At 63.9% G+C, this 14,586-nt stretch carries 13 protein-coding genes; 2 read left to right on the top strand and 11 right to left on the bottom strand.

The window, feature by feature from the left end; all coding sequences use genetic code 11:
- Positions 1–4: 4 nt before the first annotated feature.
- The 3 genes from A6B35_RS16890 to A6B35_RS16880 all read right to left on the bottom strand — a co-directional run bounded on the left by A6B35_RS16890 (position 5) and on the right by A6B35_RS16880 (position 3,011).
- Positions 5–322, bottom strand: coding sequence for a hypothetical protein (locus A6B35_RS16890; RefSeq protein WP_139032264.1), 318 nt, complete (start codon positions 320–322; stop codon positions 5–7).
- 184 nt (positions 323–506) lie between these two features.
- Positions 507–2,288, bottom strand: a complete 1,782-nt coding sequence (locus A6B35_RS16885; RefSeq protein WP_065518224.1) for a putative bifunctional diguanylate cyclase/phosphodiesterase — start codon at positions 2,286–2,288, stop codon at positions 507–509.
- A gap of 201 nt (positions 2,289–2,489) precedes the next feature.
- Positions 2,490–3,011: a putative pterin-binding protein gene (locus A6B35_RS16880; RefSeq protein WP_006205932.1), complete on the bottom strand. Its 522-nt coding sequence runs from the start codon at positions 3,009–3,011 to the stop codon at positions 2,490–2,492.
- 367 nt (positions 3,012–3,378) lie between these two features.
- Between A6B35_RS16880 and A6B35_RS35610 the strand changes: the two genes are divergently transcribed.
- Positions 3,379–3,684, top strand: a complete 306-nt coding sequence (locus A6B35_RS35610; RefSeq protein WP_006205931.1) for a hypothetical protein — start codon at positions 3,379–3,381, stop codon at positions 3,682–3,684.
- 90 nt (positions 3,685–3,774) lie between these two features.
- On the opposite strand, the gene A6B35_RS16870 is transcribed toward A6B35_RS35610, so the two are convergent.
- The 8 genes from A6B35_RS16870 to A6B35_RS16835 all read right to left on the bottom strand — a co-directional run bounded on the left by A6B35_RS16870 (position 3,775) and on the right by A6B35_RS16835 (position 14,393).
- Complete coding sequence (locus A6B35_RS16870) at positions 3,775–6,444, bottom strand: nitrate reductase (protein ID WP_006205930.1); 2,670 nt, start codon at positions 6,442–6,444, stop codon at positions 3,775–3,777.
- A gap of 4 nt (positions 6,445–6,448) precedes the next feature.
- Positions 6,449–6,778 (bottom strand): nitrite reductase small subunit NirD, encoded by a 330-nt coding sequence (gene nirD / locus A6B35_RS16865; protein WP_006205929.1) that lies wholly within the window; start codon positions 6,776–6,778, stop codon positions 6,449–6,451.
- 64 nt (positions 6,779–6,842) lie between these two features.
- Positions 6,843–9,293, bottom strand: coding sequence for a nitrite reductase large subunit NirB (gene nirB, locus A6B35_RS16860; protein WP_006205928.1), 2,451 nt, complete (start codon positions 9,291–9,293; stop codon positions 6,843–6,845).
- A 20-nt stretch (positions 9,294–9,313) separates the two neighbouring features.
- On the bottom strand, positions 9,314–10,615 hold the full coding sequence (locus A6B35_RS16855; RefSeq protein ID WP_006205927.1) for an MFS transporter: 1,302 nt from the start codon (positions 10,613–10,615) through the stop codon (positions 9,314–9,316).
- A 57-nt stretch (positions 10,616–10,672) separates the two neighbouring features.
- Positions 10,673–10,870: a hypothetical protein gene (locus A6B35_RS16850; protein ID WP_006205926.1), complete on the bottom strand. Its 198-nt coding sequence runs from the start codon at positions 10,868–10,870 to the stop codon at positions 10,673–10,675.
- A 406-nt stretch (positions 10,871–11,276) separates the two neighbouring features.
- On the bottom strand, positions 11,277–12,074 hold the full coding sequence (locus A6B35_RS16845) for an ABC transporter ATP-binding protein (RefSeq protein WP_006205925.1): 798 nt from the start codon (positions 12,072–12,074) through the stop codon (positions 11,277–11,279).
- Positions 12,075–12,084: 10 nt separating this feature from the next.
- Positions 12,085–12,981 (bottom strand): nitrate ABC transporter permease, encoded by an 897-nt coding sequence (gene ntrB, locus A6B35_RS16840; protein ID WP_006205924.1) that lies wholly within the window; start codon positions 12,979–12,981, stop codon positions 12,085–12,087.
- A gap of 95 nt (positions 12,982–13,076) precedes the next feature.
- Complete coding sequence (locus A6B35_RS16835) at positions 13,077–14,393, bottom strand: CmpA/NrtA family ABC transporter substrate-binding protein (protein ID WP_006205923.1); 1,317 nt, start codon at positions 14,391–14,393, stop codon at positions 13,077–13,079.
- Between A6B35_RS16835 and A6B35_RS37180 the strand changes: the two genes are divergently transcribed.
- On the top strand, positions 14,380–14,508 hold the full coding sequence (locus tag A6B35_RS37180; RefSeq protein WP_280110147.1) for a hypothetical protein: 129 nt from the start codon (positions 14,380–14,382) through the stop codon (positions 14,506–14,508). The two genes, A6B35_RS16835 and A6B35_RS37180, sit on opposite strands and share 14 nt — an antisense overlap.
- Positions 14,509–14,586 lie beyond the last annotated feature (78 nt).

The following is a 14,586-nucleotide window of genomic DNA, read 5'->3' as shown; positions in this document are numbered from 1 at the left end:
GTTTCTACTTCGCGGGATCGACTGCGGTGGTATTTTCGACTGTCGATCCGCCCGATACATCGCCGCCGATCGCAATACCGTGATCCGCCGACACGGCTTTCGCCGATGCCTGGCTCGTATAGACCCAGGCCGCGATGCCGGCGAGAGCGATCGACCAGACGGCACCAGTAATCAACCGCAGAAGCCGGTATGCCTGCGCGGGCGGAAGCATCGGGAAAATCTTCTTGCGAATAATTTCTCTAAAAAGAAGGAGAAACACGCCCAGGGCAAGACCGCCAATTCCCGCCACTTGCCCAACTGCCTGTAGCACTGCGGCGTCCATTGTCTGGCCCCCGTTGCTTAGCTGCTCCTAAAATTCATACCACAAAAATACACCTGACGCTGCGATAATCGTTTGTCGCGATAAGTCAGGTGGGAAATACGAGAAGCGTCTATTCAAGTCCGTCCGGCTTAAATCCAGGCTCCCGGCCAACTTAATTCCGGCGGCTAAGTCTCAAGGCAAACGATCAGGCCGAGAGGTTCAGCCTGGACCTGGCCTTGGCTTTGAGGCCGCCGCGCCGTGCGATCAGCTGATTTGTCAGCACTTTCACGTCGATGGGTTCCGACATGAAAAACCCCTGGGCGCCGTGGCATCGTTCGGCGATCAGGAAAGCCAGCTGCGCTTCTGTTTCGACGCCTTCGGCCATGACGACCAGGCCAAGGGTATTGGCCAACGCGATGATCCCCCTGATCACGTCCTGCTTCTTCCCGGACGACTCCAGATCGTTCAAGAACGATCGATCGATCTTCAGGCGATTGAGGTCGAGGTCGGCTAGGTAGCCGAAACTCGAATATCCGGATCCGAAATCGTCGAGCGCCAGACTGACGCCGAGGTTCCGGATTTTCGACAAAGTGTCCAAGGCGTTCCTGCTGTGGATGAACACCCCTTCCGTTATTTCCAGCTGCAGGCGCGACGGCGGCAATCCGGTCCGCCGCAGCACCTCGACGAGGTGAAGGAAGAATGCATCCTCCTGCAGGCTCTTGCCCGAAGCATTGACCGCGCAGACGAAATCGTCGGCGGAGATCGACATCCAATGCGCTGCCTGCGCGCAGGCCTTGCTCAGCACGGTCTTGTCGATTTCCAGTATCAGATCACTCCGTTCCGCTGTCGGAATGAATGAGTCCGGCAAGCGAACCGTCCCTGAAACGCGGTCGCGCCAACGGACCAGGGCTTCGGCACCGATCATGCGCCCGGTCGCCAATTCGAATTGCGGTTGCCAGACAAGGAAGTACTCGTCGTCATTGAGCGCCCGCTTGATCGCCGCTTCCTCGCCGAGTTGCGCGTCGATCTGGCTGAGGATCGCGGGCGAGTAGGTCACGAATCCGGATCGTCCCTCCGCTTTCGCGACATAAAGGGCGCTGTCTGCGTTGCGCAGCAAGGTAGAGATATCCGACCCATGGTCCGGAAAGGACGCCATGCCGATGCTGGCGCCGATGCGCACCTGGTGGCCGTCCAGATCGGCAAAGCGGTTCAATTGCTCGCGAAGACGATGTCCCATATCCGCCGAGTGGCTATCCCCGATCGCGATGACGGCGAACTCGTCGCCACCCAAACGGACGGCGGCCACTTCATCAGGCAGTTCGACCGACTGCAGGGTTTCGGCAACGGCTTTCAGCAGCATATCGCCGACGTGGTGACCGAACGTGTCGTTGACGCTCTTGAAATGGTCGAGGTCGATCAGGAACAGCCGAAGTTGCTTGCCGGCCAACCTCGCCCGCTCCAGCAGCCCGTCCCGGTTAGCGGACATCCAGGCGCGGTTCTTCAACTCCGTCGTCGCGTCTTGCCAGGCGAGAAATTCGAGTTTCCTGATCGTCTCGCGACGACCGATCAGCAACACGGCGGTTCCTATCGCGAGCGCTGACAAGACGGTCAAGGCAAAGGCGATCTGGTAGTTGAACCTGTTCAGGTTCTTCTCCGCCGAATAGAGATCGACGTTCACTTCCTCCCCGTATTTGTAGTATTCATCGTTCATGCGAGCGACAATCTGGTCGAGCTCGTTTCCCACCTCCTTCAGGCGCTTTTCGTCAAGAGGCACGCCGGCCGCAATGACGGCGTCAAGCTGCTTCACCGCGTCGTTGACCCGCGGCACGATACCGGCATAGGCGGGGATTTCGCTGATGGTGTCGCCGCCGTCGATGCGCTCGAAGCGGATGTAGATCAGGTCGTTCGCGGTCGACAGGTGCTCGAGGCTTTCCGGTGATTTGGGAGCCGCCTGGGCAAGCGAAATCATGTCCCGCAGATGCGTCACGTCGCGTATTGCAATGTGAAACTCACGAATGGCGAAGAAGCCGAAACGCGGCATCGCGGACTCTATCCTGCTGACGCTCGTGAAGAGCACCGCGATCAGCGCGGCTGAGCAGATGGCTGCCGATGCCGCCGCTGCCGCGTAGGTTACAGGAACCCGCCAGGCTGTGCTTCTAAACCACATGGCCGGATGTCATGCTGGGGTTCAATTGGCTGGCGCAATCGTCTTTATCAACCAGATCCATCTCGGCTTGTGAACCGGCGTATCAAAGGCCGGATGGTCGTCAAGAGGGTAGATCAGCCGCGTGGGACCTTGCGTGCGCCTTGTCAGCAACTGGCCGTCCTGGCGCGTGGCAAGAAGAAGAGGACCTTCCGTCCAGTCTTCCTTCGGGATTGTCTGCACATAGTCGTCCTGCGCGCGCAGCACGACGGATCCCTCGCCGTCCATTCCGATCAGCTTGAGCACATCCCGGAACAGAACACCCTGAAACTTCAGTTGCCCCTTTTCAAAGGGACTTGGGGTGGAAACGCTGTAAAGGCCGAGCTTTTCCAGTTGCCGCAATGTGACCGGGATCGATTCCCCGTTCTTCTCAACCTTGAAGGCGACGGTGTCGGGCGGCTCCGGATATTTGGCTGGCTCTAGGGCGAATGCCGGCAACACGCCGATTGCGGAAACAACCAGCAGGATCAGGCTGCGGCGAAAGGCGAAGAATCTTCCCTTGAGCATCGACACAACGCAGTCCTTTCCATTTTATGGTCAGTACCAACCGTTGCCGGCTCGCCGATACTGTCGGCGGAACAGCTATCTTTCCATCGAATGATTGTTTTTCAGTTAGCTTTTGGTTTCACGCGCTGTCTTGACTTGCGGCCGCAAGGCGGCGCTTGCAGCGTAAGCAGCCGCTCCGCAGGGTTCGTTGCTGCCCGGCATCGGCGCCCCGACAAGCAAAACCGTCAAGCCGGCGAATATATTAGCGATCAACGATATATTAACGGCTGTGATGCAGCCTTTCGGCATTGGGGGCAGGAACCAACCTCCGATCGACGTTCCAGCGCCCCTCAGGGCCGGGACGTTCGACCGATGCGGAGCAAAACGCATGAGTGTCGAAACAGCACTGGCACAACTGCTGCGGATGATCCACTGCCGCGCCCTGACTTTGGCGGCGTTGCCGGACGATGAAAGAGACCTGCACTACGATCTCATCCGCCTGTCATGTTGCGGAGCCGCCGAACAGATTGGGCAAAGTCCCGACAAGGCCGCCGTCACGGCAAACAGTGTGGTTGAATTTACGCGCGCAATGGTCGGGGTCATTGAGGCAGGCCGCGGGCCGGACGCAGGGCGAAGCGCCAATTGGCCGCTGGGCGACAGTTCGACAGTTTGGCAGCCTGGGCGATCGCAGTAGGCGTAATCGCCAGTCGCCTCGCCCATGCCTGCCAGCCTTCAAAAGGGCGACGCGTCACCAAGGCCCAGAGGCCTGCGCTGCTGCGCCCCTTCACTCCGCCGCCTGCACCCGCCTCGCCTCGATGATCGCGCGGATCTCGGCGCGGCAGGAGCCGCAATTGGTGCCGGCCTTCAGCGTCTCGCCGATGGAAGCGACGCTCGTGCAGCCTGCCGCCACCGCCGCCGCGATCTGGTTGGCGCCGACGCTGAAGCAGGAGCAGACGGTGGCGCCGGCATCCGGCCGCTCGGCGCCGGCGCGGCCGGCGACGATGCGGAAGCGCTCGCGCTGGCCGGCATGGGTTTCTTCGAGCTGTTCGGCCGCCCAGCCGCGCGACACCGCGACCGGGCCGGGGGCAACGAACAGCGCGCCTGCGAGGCGCTCGCCGTCGAAGGCGGCGATGCGATGCTGGCCGGCGTCACGGTCGTGATAGGCAAGCATGTCGGGTGACGCGCCGAACAGCGCAGCGGCAAAGCCCGCCCAGTCGATGTCGTCGTCGGCGAAAGCCAGTTCGACCCGCCAGCCGCCCCGGCATTTGGCCACGGCCCAATAGGTCGCGGCAACCGGCGCCGGGCGTTGTCGCATAACCGCAAAGCCGAAGGCTTTGGCCGCGAATCTCTCGATGCGCACCGCGACATGTTTCAAGGCCGGCTGGCCGGAAACGGGATCGGTGAGCGACGCCGTCAGCGCGTCGAGCCGGCCTTTGGCGGCAAACTGGTCGGTCCAATGCATCGGCGCAAACAGGCTGCCCTGGCGTTGGCGCGATGTCACCAAGGCTCGCACGAGCACCTCGCCCCGCGGGCTGGAGATACGCACGATGTCGGCATCGCCGATGCCAAAGTGCTGCGCATCCGCCGGGTGGATTTCGGCGAAGGGTTCGGCGATGTGCTGGGACAGGCGCGGGCTTTTGCCGGTGCGCGTCATCGTGTGCCAGTGGTCGCGGACGCGGCCGGTGTTGAGGATCAGCGAAAATTTTTCGTCCGTGCGGGTTTCCGCGACGGGGCGAATGGGGATGAAGCGCGCCTTGCCGTCGGGCGTGTAGAAGTTGCCGTTGGCGAAGAAGCGGGTGGAAGGACTACGCGCTGCCTGACCATCCTTCTCTGGCCATTGGAACGGCGCCAGCGCGTCGTATTCCTCCGCCTCGATCCCGGCATAGGCACCAATATCAAAATCCCGCGCCCCATCATTCTCATATGCCGAGAGCGCCGCGTGCTCCGCAAAAATCTGCGCTGGCGTCACGTGGGCAAACCCCTGGCCAAACCCCATCAGCCTCGCCACCTCGGCGACGATCCACCAGTCCGGCCGCGCCTCACCGGGCGCTGGCAAAAAGGCCCGCTGGCGCGAGATGCGGCGCTCGGAATTGGTGACGGTGCCGTCCTTCTCGCCCCAGGCGGTCGCGGGCAGCCGGACATGGGCGTGGCGGACCGTGTCGGTGCTAGCCAGAACGTCCGAGACCACGACAAAGGGACAGGCCTTGATCGCCGCCTCGACGGCGTCGGCGTCCGGCATGGAATCGACGGGATTGGTGGCCATGATCCACAGCGCCTTGATGCGCCCGTCGGCCACCGCCTTGAACATGTCGACCGCTTTCAGGCCGGGTTGTTCGGCCAGCGCCGGCGCGTTCCAGAAGCGGCGCACGCGGGCTCGATGCGCGGGGTTTTCGATCTCCATGTGGGCGGCGAGCATGTTGGCCATGCCGCCGACCTCGCGGCCGCCCATGGCGTTGGGCTGGCCGGTCACCGAAAACGGCCCTGCCCCGGGCTTGCCGATGCGCCCGGTGGCGAGATGGCAGTTGATGATGGCGTTGACCTTGTCGGTGCCCGAGGACGACTGGTTCACCCCCTGGCTGTAGACGGTGACGGTTTTTTCCGTCCGGGCAAACAGGCTGTAGAAGCGGCCAAGCTCGTCCTCGCTGAGGCCCGTGGCTTCCGCAACGCCGGCAAGGTCGAGCGTCGAGGCGGCGAGAAGGGCCTGGCCGAAGCCGGTCGTGCGCTCGGTGACATAGGCGCGGTCCAGCGCATTGTGCTGGCCAAGATAGGCAAGCAGCCCGGTGAACAAGGCCACGTCGCCATCCGGCGCGATCGCCAGATGCATGTCGGCGATGTCGGCGGTCATGGTGCGGCGCGGGTCGACCAGCACGATCTTCATCTCCGGCCGCTTTTCGCGCGCCGCCGCGATGCGCTGGTAGAGTACCGGATGACACCAGGCGAGGTTGGAGCCGACCAGCACGATGAGATCGGCAAGCTCGAGATCCTCGTAGGTTCCCGGCACCGTGTCGGAACCGAAGGCGCGGCGATGGCCGGCGACCGAAGAGGCCATGCAGAGCCGCGAATTGGTGTCGATATTGGCCGATCCGACAAACCCCTTCATCAGCTTGTTGGCAACGTAATAGTCCTCGGTCAGCAACTGCCCGGAGACATAGAAGGCGACTGAATCCGGGCCATGCTCGGCGATGGTCTGCGAAAAGGTCGAGGCGACGCGGTCGAGCGCCTCGTCCCAGCCGGCGCGGCGGCCGTCGATCTCCGGATGGAGCAGCCGGCCGTCGAGGTCGATGGTCTCGGCAAGGGCGGAGCCCTTGGAGCAGAGCCGGCCGAAATTCGCCGGATGGTCAGGATCGCCGCGGACCGACACCTGCCCGTCCGCGGCGACCTTCGCCAGCACGCCGCAACCCACCCCGCAATAGGGGCAGGTGGTCCTCACCTCGCGTGCTGCGTCGATCTCCATGATTTCAGGCCGCGCGGCTGGCCAGCGCTTCCAGCGCGATGAACAGCCGCTCGCCGTCGATGCGCACCGGGATGGTGCGCACAACGCCCTCATCGGCGCCGAGCGCCTTGCCCGTCTCCAGCGAGATCACCCAATTGTGCAGCGGACAGGTCACCGCCGCGCCGTGGACGATGCCCTGGCTGAGCGGCCCGCCCTTGTGCGGGCAATGGTCGTCGATGGCGTATACCTGATCGTCCACGGTGCGGAAAACGGCAATCTTGCCCTCGGGCGTGGCAACGCAGCGCGCGCCGCGCCGGGGGATGTCGGAGAGCGTGCCGATAGCGATCCAGTTCATCTAGATTTCCTTCTTGCGCGTGTTCTCGACCGAAAACCGGTTTCCACTTTTCGGGAACACGCGCTCACTCCGCTGCCTCGGCGAACCCGACCGATGCCATCGGCCGGAATTCGTGCTTGTCCTTGCCGGAGACGCGCTCCGACCATGGATCGACCTGGGCGAATTTCTGCGAGAATACGAAGCGCTCGTAATAGGCCTTGCGCTTCTCGCCATCGTCCATGATCTGGCCCTTGATCTCGGGGATGCCGATGCGCTTGGCCCATTTGTAGATGCGCTCGAGATAGCGGCCCTGCTCGCGGTACATCTGCGTCAGCGCCACGATATGCTCCAGCGCTTCGTCCTCTGTCCTGACCAGGCCGAGCACTTCGGTGCCCTTGATGTCGAGGCCGGCGGCTCCGGCGAAATGGATCTCGTAGCCGCTGTCGACGCAGATGACGCCGACATCCTTGCAGGTCGCCTCGGCGCAGTTTCGCGGGCAACCCGACACCGCCATCTTGACCTTGGCCGGTGTCCACGAGCCCCACATGAACTTCTCGATGCGGATGCCGAGACCCGTCGAATCCTGCGTGCCGAAGCGGCACCAGTCGGAACCGACGCAGGTCTTCACCGTGCGCAGGCCCTTGGCGTAGGCATGGCCGGAGACGAAGCCGGCCTGGCCGAGATCGGCCCACACCCCCGGCAGGTCTTCCTTGCGGATGCCGAGCATGTCGATGCGCTGGCCGCCGGTGACCTTGACCATCGGGATCTCGAACTTGTCGACGACATCGGCGATGGCGCGCAGCTCGGAGGCGCTGGTCACGCCGCCCCACATGCGCGGCACCACCGAATAGGTGCCGTCCTTCTGGATGTTGGCATGGACGCGCTCGTTGATGAAGCGCGACTGGTAGTCGTCGGCGTAGTCGTTCGGCCAGTCGCAGACGAGGTAGTAATTCAGCGCCGGCCGGCATTTGGCGCAGCCGCAGGAGGTCTTCCATTCCAGCTCCTGCATGACGGCCGGAATGGTCTTCAGGCTCTTGGCCTTGATCAGCCGGCGCACCTCGTCATGGCCGAACGTGGTGCAGGTGCACATGGGCTGCACGGCGGCCGGGTTGTAGGTGTCGCCCAGGGTCAGCACCATCAGCTTCTCGACCAGCCCGGTGCAGGAGCCGCAGGACGCGGAGGCCTTGGTGTGGGCGCGCACGTCGTCGAGCGAGGTCAGGCTCTTGGCCGTGATCGCGCCCGTGATCTTGCCCTTGCAGACGCCGTTGCAGCCGCAGATTTCCGCATCATCCGGCAAGGCTGCAACGGCCGCCATAGGGTCCAGGGGGGCGCCCCCCTGGTATGACTGGCCGAAAATGAGCGTGTCGCGCATCTCCGATATGTCGGTCTGCTTCTTCTTCAAATCATTGAACCAGGCGCCGTCGGCCGTCTCGCCATAGAGCACGGTGCCGATGATGCGGTCGTCCTTCAGCACCAGGCGCTTGTAGACACCGGCCGCAGCGTCGCGCAGCACGATCTCCTGGCGGTCCTCGCCCTCGGCGAAGTCTCCCAGCGAGAACAGTTCGATGCCGGTGACCTTGAGCTTCGTCGGCGTGTCCGAATGGACGAAGGCCGCAGCCTCGTCGCCGACAAGCTGGCTGGCCGCGACACGCGCCATCTCGTAGAGCGGTGCCACCAACCCGTAGACCATGCCGTTGACCTCGGCGCATTCGCCGAGCGCGAAGATGTCGGGGTCGTTGCTGCGCATGCCGGCATCGACGACGATGCCGCGGTTGACGGCGATGCCAGCCTCCTTGGCCAGCGCCGCGTTCGGCCGGATGCCGACCGCCATCACCACCAGCGTCGCCGGGATTACGGTGCCATCGGCAAGTTCCACCTGCTCGACCTTGCCGTTGCCGGTGATCGCCTGGGTATTGGCCTTGGTGATGACCTTGATGCCGCGTTCTTCCACGGCGCGCTGCAGGAGGTAGCCAGCGGCCGGATCGAGCTGGCGCTCCATCAGCGTCGGCATGACATGCAGCACGGTGACGTCCATGCCTTGCGCGTTGAGACCGGCCGCGGCTTCGAGCCCGAGCAGGCCGCCGCCAATGACCACGGCCTTGGCCCGCGACTGGGCGGCAAGCATCATCGCGCGGACGTCGTCCAGGTCGCGATAGGTCAGCACCCCCGGCAGATTGTGGCCCGGCACCGGGATGATGAACGGCACCGAGCCGGTGGCGATGACCAGCTTGTCGTAAGGTTCGGTCACGCCGTGATCAGAGGTGACGGTCTTGGCCTGCCGGTCGATGGCGACGATCTTGTGGCCCTTGTAGAGGGTGATGCCGTGCTTGATGTACCAGCCATCGCCATGGATGATGATCTCCTCATAATCCTTTTCGCCCGACAGAACCGGCGACAGCATGATGCGGTCGTAGTTCACGCGCGGCTCGGCGTTGAAGATGGTGACCTGGTAGCGGTCCGGCGCCTTTTCCAGCAGATGCTCCAGCATGCGCCCGGGGGCCATGCCGTTGCCGATGATGACGAGTTTTTCGGTCATATTCCTGATCCGCTCCAGTCTCACTCAGCCGCGTAGGAAAGGGCTGAAGTTTCGGCAGATGCCGCGCGCTCCATCCGCCGGATGGAGACGTGCATCCAGGCAAAGCAGGTGGCGACGATGACGAAGAGCAGCATGAAGCAGCTCGACCATACGCCCGTGAGGTCGTTGAGGGCGCCGAAGGCGATCGGCAGGACAAAGCCGCCGAGCCCGCCGATCATGCCGACAACGCCGCCGACCGCGCCGACGCTGCCTGGATAATAGGCCGGAATGTGCTTGTAGACGGCGGCCTTGCCCAGGCTCATGAAGAAGCCGAGTATCGAGGCGACGGCGATGAAGGCGACCGGCCCGATGGCGAAGTGGAAGGGGATCGGCCCGCTGATGCCGTGAACGACATAGTCGGCCGACGGCAGCGACAGGATCAGCGTGGCGACGGACGACACAGCGAAGGTCCAGTAGAGCACGGTGCGAGCGCCGATCCGGTCGGAGAGCACGCCGCCATAGGCGCGGAAGATGCTTGCCGGGATCGAATAGGCAGCGCCGATCATGCCGGCTGTCGCCAGCCCGAAGCCGTAGACCCCGATCAGGTAGCGCGGCAACCACAGCGACAGCGCGACGAACGCACCGAAGGCGAAGAAATAGTAGAAGGCGAAGCGCCAGACCTGCAGGTTCTTCAGCGGCGCGAATTCCTGCCAGAAGCTTCTCGCGGGCGCCGCCTTGCCGGCGCGGCGCTCACGGATGACCGGATCGTCGCTGGTAGTGAACCAGAAGACGACGGCCATGACGACGAGTGCCGCTGCCCAGATCAGCGCGACCGACTGCCAGCCCCAGGAGAGAAGCACGAACGGAGCCAGGAACTTGGTGACCGCGGCCCCGACATTGCCGACACCGAAGATGCCGAGGGCCGTGCCCTGCTTGCCGGCAGGGAAGAAGCGCGAGACATAAGCGACGCCGACAGCGAAGGAGCCACCGGCGAGCCCGACGCCGAGCGCGGCGACCAGCATCTGCCCGTAGGTGTGCGCAAAGGCGAGCAGGAAGGTCGCGACCGCCGCCGCAAGCATGGTCGCGGTGTAGACCAGCCGTCCGCCAAAACGGTCGGTCCAGACGCCGAGCACCATGCGCACGATCGAGCCGGTGAGGATCGGCGTGCCGACGAGCAGGCCGAACTCCGTCTCGTTCAGCCCCAGCTCCTGCTTTATGCGCACGCCAATGATTGAAAAGATCGTCCACACCGCGAAGCAGACAGTAAAGGCGATGGTGGACATCATGAGCGCCTGCCTGGGGGCACCATCCTGGCTGGGCGCGGCTGGGAGATTTGCGGTCATTTCAGGCTCCGGTTTGCGGCGTGGGAGGCACCGCCCTTATCTGTTCGTTCGCGATTGTCAGCGGCGCGGCATCGGCGAGCTGGATGAGACCGAGTTCTGCGCGGTCACCGCGGGACCCTTGCCGTCAGTCTTGGCGCCTGCGGGAAAGAGGAGGAGCGCGGCGGTGAACAGTGCCGCCGTCAGCGCGCTGCTGGCCAGAAAATCGCGGCGCGTGAAGTCCGCCAGGGACGCGCCAGTTCCGATCCGTTTCGTCATCGTCGTCTCCGTTGGGCGCCGCTTGGGACCAGCGCCGTCGATTGCGTGTTCGGTCAAAACAAAAAAGCTGCCGGCCAGGCCTCGCGCGTCCGCCCATCCGGGATCGCGTGTTGACCTGAGCGGCAGCTTTGCCTGTGGCGCCCGCCATTGGACGCCGTCGTGTCTCTTGGCCCATGCGGGCCCGCATTCTGAAAAGCAGGAAGCGTGCCAATTCGACAGCGCTCTATATTCTCCAAGGAAATCAAAGCGAAACCGCAGCCGCGCGACTTTTGACCAAGCCCGACAACGGATCAAAGATTAGTCAGAACGCTTGCACAGCAGCATAATATTTGTGCAATGCGGTAGATTGCCCATTGCGGATGCAGGTCGCCTGTTGCCGATGATGACGCGTTTTTCGGTCATGGCCCTACTCCGCGGCTTCGACGAAGCGGTGGCGTTCGTAGAGGAACTTCAGCACCGCCTCGCGGCAGCGCAGGAAGGTGCGGTCGGAAGAGAGCTCGACGCGGCGGCGCGGCCGGGCGAGCGGCACGGCAAGCACCTCGCCGATGGTCGCCGCCGGACCGTTGGTCATCATGACGATGCGGTCGGAGAGCAGCACCGCCTCGTCGACATCATGGGTGATCATGATCGTCGTCGAACCGAGACGCGAATGGATGTCCATCACCGCATCCTGCAGATGCGCGCGGGTCAGCGCGTCCAGCGCGCCGAACGGTTCGTCGAGCAGCAGGATCTTCGGTTCCATGGCGAGTGCACGCGCAATGCCGACGCGTTGCTTCATGCCGCCCGAGATTTCCGCCGGCCGTTTGTCCTTCGCATGCGCCATCTGCACAAGGTCGAGATTGCGCATGATCCAGTCATGCCGCTCGGCACGGCTCTTGGTGCCGCCGAAGACCTTGGATACCGCCAGGTTGATGTTCTCGTAAACGGTCAGCCAGGGCAGCAGCGAGTGGTTCTGGAACACCACGGCGCGCTCCGGTCCCGGGCTGTCGACCTCCTTGTCCTCGAGCAGCACGGCGCCGGCGGAGACCTTGGTCAGCCCGGCGATCAGGTTGAGCAAGGTCGACTTGCCGCAGCCGGAATGGCCGATGATGGAGACGAATTCGCCCTTGTCGATGGTCAGTCTTATGTCCTTCAGCACCTCGCTGACCTGGCCGCCGCGGGCAAAGGATTTGTCGATATGGTCGAGTTTCAGATAGGCCGTCATGGCGCTTTCCTCACTTTGCCGTTGTGCCGCGGGTGACGAAGGTGCCGACCGTCGCGACCAGGCGGTCGAGGCAAAAGCCGGTGACGCCGATATAGGCAAGCGCGACGATGATGTCGGGCAGCCGCGACGAGTTCCACGCATCCCAGATGAAGAAGCCGATGCCGACGCCACCGGTCAGCATTTCGGCGGCGACGATGGCGAGCCAGGACAGGCCGATGCCGATCCTCAGGCCGGTGAAGATGTAGGGCGCTGCCGCCGGCACCATGATCTTGACGAAGAACTCGATCTGGTTGAGCCGCAGGATGCGCGAGACGTTTCGGTAGTCCTCGGGGATGTTGCGGACGCCGACGGCGGTGTTGATGATCACCGGCCAGATCGAGGTGATGAAGATGACGAAGATCGCCGACGGGCTGGAATCGCGGAAAGCCGCCAGCGACAGCGGCAGCCAGGCAAGCGGCGGCACGGTGCGCAGGATCTGGAACACCGGATCGAGGCCGCGCATCGCCCACACCGACTGGCCGACCAGCGCGCCGAGCGCGACACCGACGATTGCCGCGAGGCCAAATCCGATGGCGACCCGCTGCAGCGAGATCAGCACCCGCCAGGCGAGCCCGATATCCTGCGGGCCATTGTCGAAGAAGGGATGCGCGATCAGGTCATAGGCCTCGTTCCACACCTGGCTCGGCGGCGGCAGGCTGGAGGTCGGCGACGAGCAGGCGACCTGCCAGACGACGAGCATGAGTACGATGACGACGGCCGGCGGCAGCAGCGTGCTTGCCAATTTGTTCACGATCGCGAGCGGGTCGAAACGGCGCCGCGCCTTTGTGGCGAAAGCGATCACCTTTGACGGCTCGGCCGGCGCGGGAAACGCCTTCACCTTGGTGTCCTCGATGGCTTGGATTGACATGTTTTCGAAAAGCTCCGTGGGTCGGATCTGGCGACAAGCGGCTGATGCCGCTTGCGCCTGGGTCGCCTGCGACAACCGCGCAGGCGCGGTTGCGCCTAAGCCGATGCCTTGATCTTCAGGCTGTCGAGATAGGCCGACGGATTGGCCGGATCGAAGGTCTTGCCGTCGAAGAAGGTCTCGACGCCGCGCGACGACGATGCCGGAATATCAGCAGCGGCGACGCCGAGGTCCTTTGCCGCCTCGCGCCACAGATCCTCGCGGTTGACCTGGTCGACCAGCGCCTTGATGTCGGTGGTCGGCGCGAACTTGCCCCAGCGGACATTCTCGGCGAGGAACCAGCTGTCATGGCTCTTGAACGGATAGGACACGCCGTCCTTCCAGAACTTCATGTAGAGGTCGGTGCCAGAGGCGACGCGGCCGTTGCCGTAGTTGATGTCGCCCTTGAGACGGCCGATGATGTCGGCGGTCGGCACGTTCATCCATTGCCGCTTGCCGATGATGGCGGCCATCTCGTCCTTGTTCTCCTTGGCCTCGCACCATTGCTGGGCTTCCATGACGGCCATCAGGATGGCCTTGGTGGCGTTCGGGTTCTTTTCGATGAAGGCGGCGCGCAGACCGAGCGCCTTTTCCGGATGGCCCTTCCACAATTCGCCCGTGGTGGCGGCGGTGAAGCCGACGCCCTGGTGGACGAGCTGCTCGTTCCACGGCTCGCCGACGCAGAACACGTCCATGTTGCCGACCTTCATGTTGGCCACCATCTGCGGCGGCGGCACGACGATGGTCGAGACGTCCTTGTCGGGATCGATGCCGCCTGCGGCCAGCCAGTAGCGCAGCCACAGGTCATGCGTGCCGCCCGGGAAGGTCATGGCGGCTTTGACCTCCTTGCCCTCGGCCTTCTTGGCGGCGAAGGCCTCCTTCAGCTTGGAGGCGTCGAGGCCGACGCCGGTCGCGGCATATTCCTGCGCGACCGAGATGCCCTGGCAGTCGTAGTTGAGCCGCGCCACGATCGCCATCGGCAGCGGCTGGTTGTTCTGCGTCACCTTGCCGGTGTGCATCAGGTAGGGCATCGGCGTGAGGATGTGGGCGCCGTCGATGCCGTTGGCCTCGCCGCCGAGCATCAGATTGTCACGCGTCGCGCCCCAGGAGGCCTGCTTCAGCACCTCGACATCGGGCATGCCGAACTTGGCGAACAGACCCTTTTCCTTGGCGATCATCAGCGGGGCGGCGTCGGTCAGCGCGATGAAGCCGAGCTTGGCGCCGGTCACTTCCGGAGCGGCCGGCGCCGCATAGGCGCCGGAGGGCAGCAGCGCACGCGCCGCCGCCAGGGTTGCCGCGGTGGCAGCGCTTGCCATCAGGAAATTGCGGCGGGTCATGCCCTCGAGAGGGGCTTCGGTCTTGATGCGTTTCGTCATCGTCATCTCCGGTTGGGCGCCGCTTGGGATCGGCGCCGTCGATTGCGTGTTCGATCAAAACAAAAAAGCCGCCGGCCAGGCCGCGCGCGTCCGTCCATCCGGGATCGCGTGTTGACCTGAGCGGCAGCTTTGCCTGTGGCGCCCGCCATTGGACGCCCGTTCCGTGACCCTAGAAGAGCCTGCCTATGACAAA

It is taken from the genome of Mesorhizobium amorphae CCNWGS0123, assembly GCF_001686985.1.
In the GTDB taxonomy this organism is placed as follows: domain Bacteria; phylum Pseudomonadota; class Alphaproteobacteria; order Rhizobiales; family Rhizobiaceae; genus Mesorhizobium; species Mesorhizobium amorphae.
This window is presented reverse-complemented; position numbering and strand designations above follow the sequence as displayed.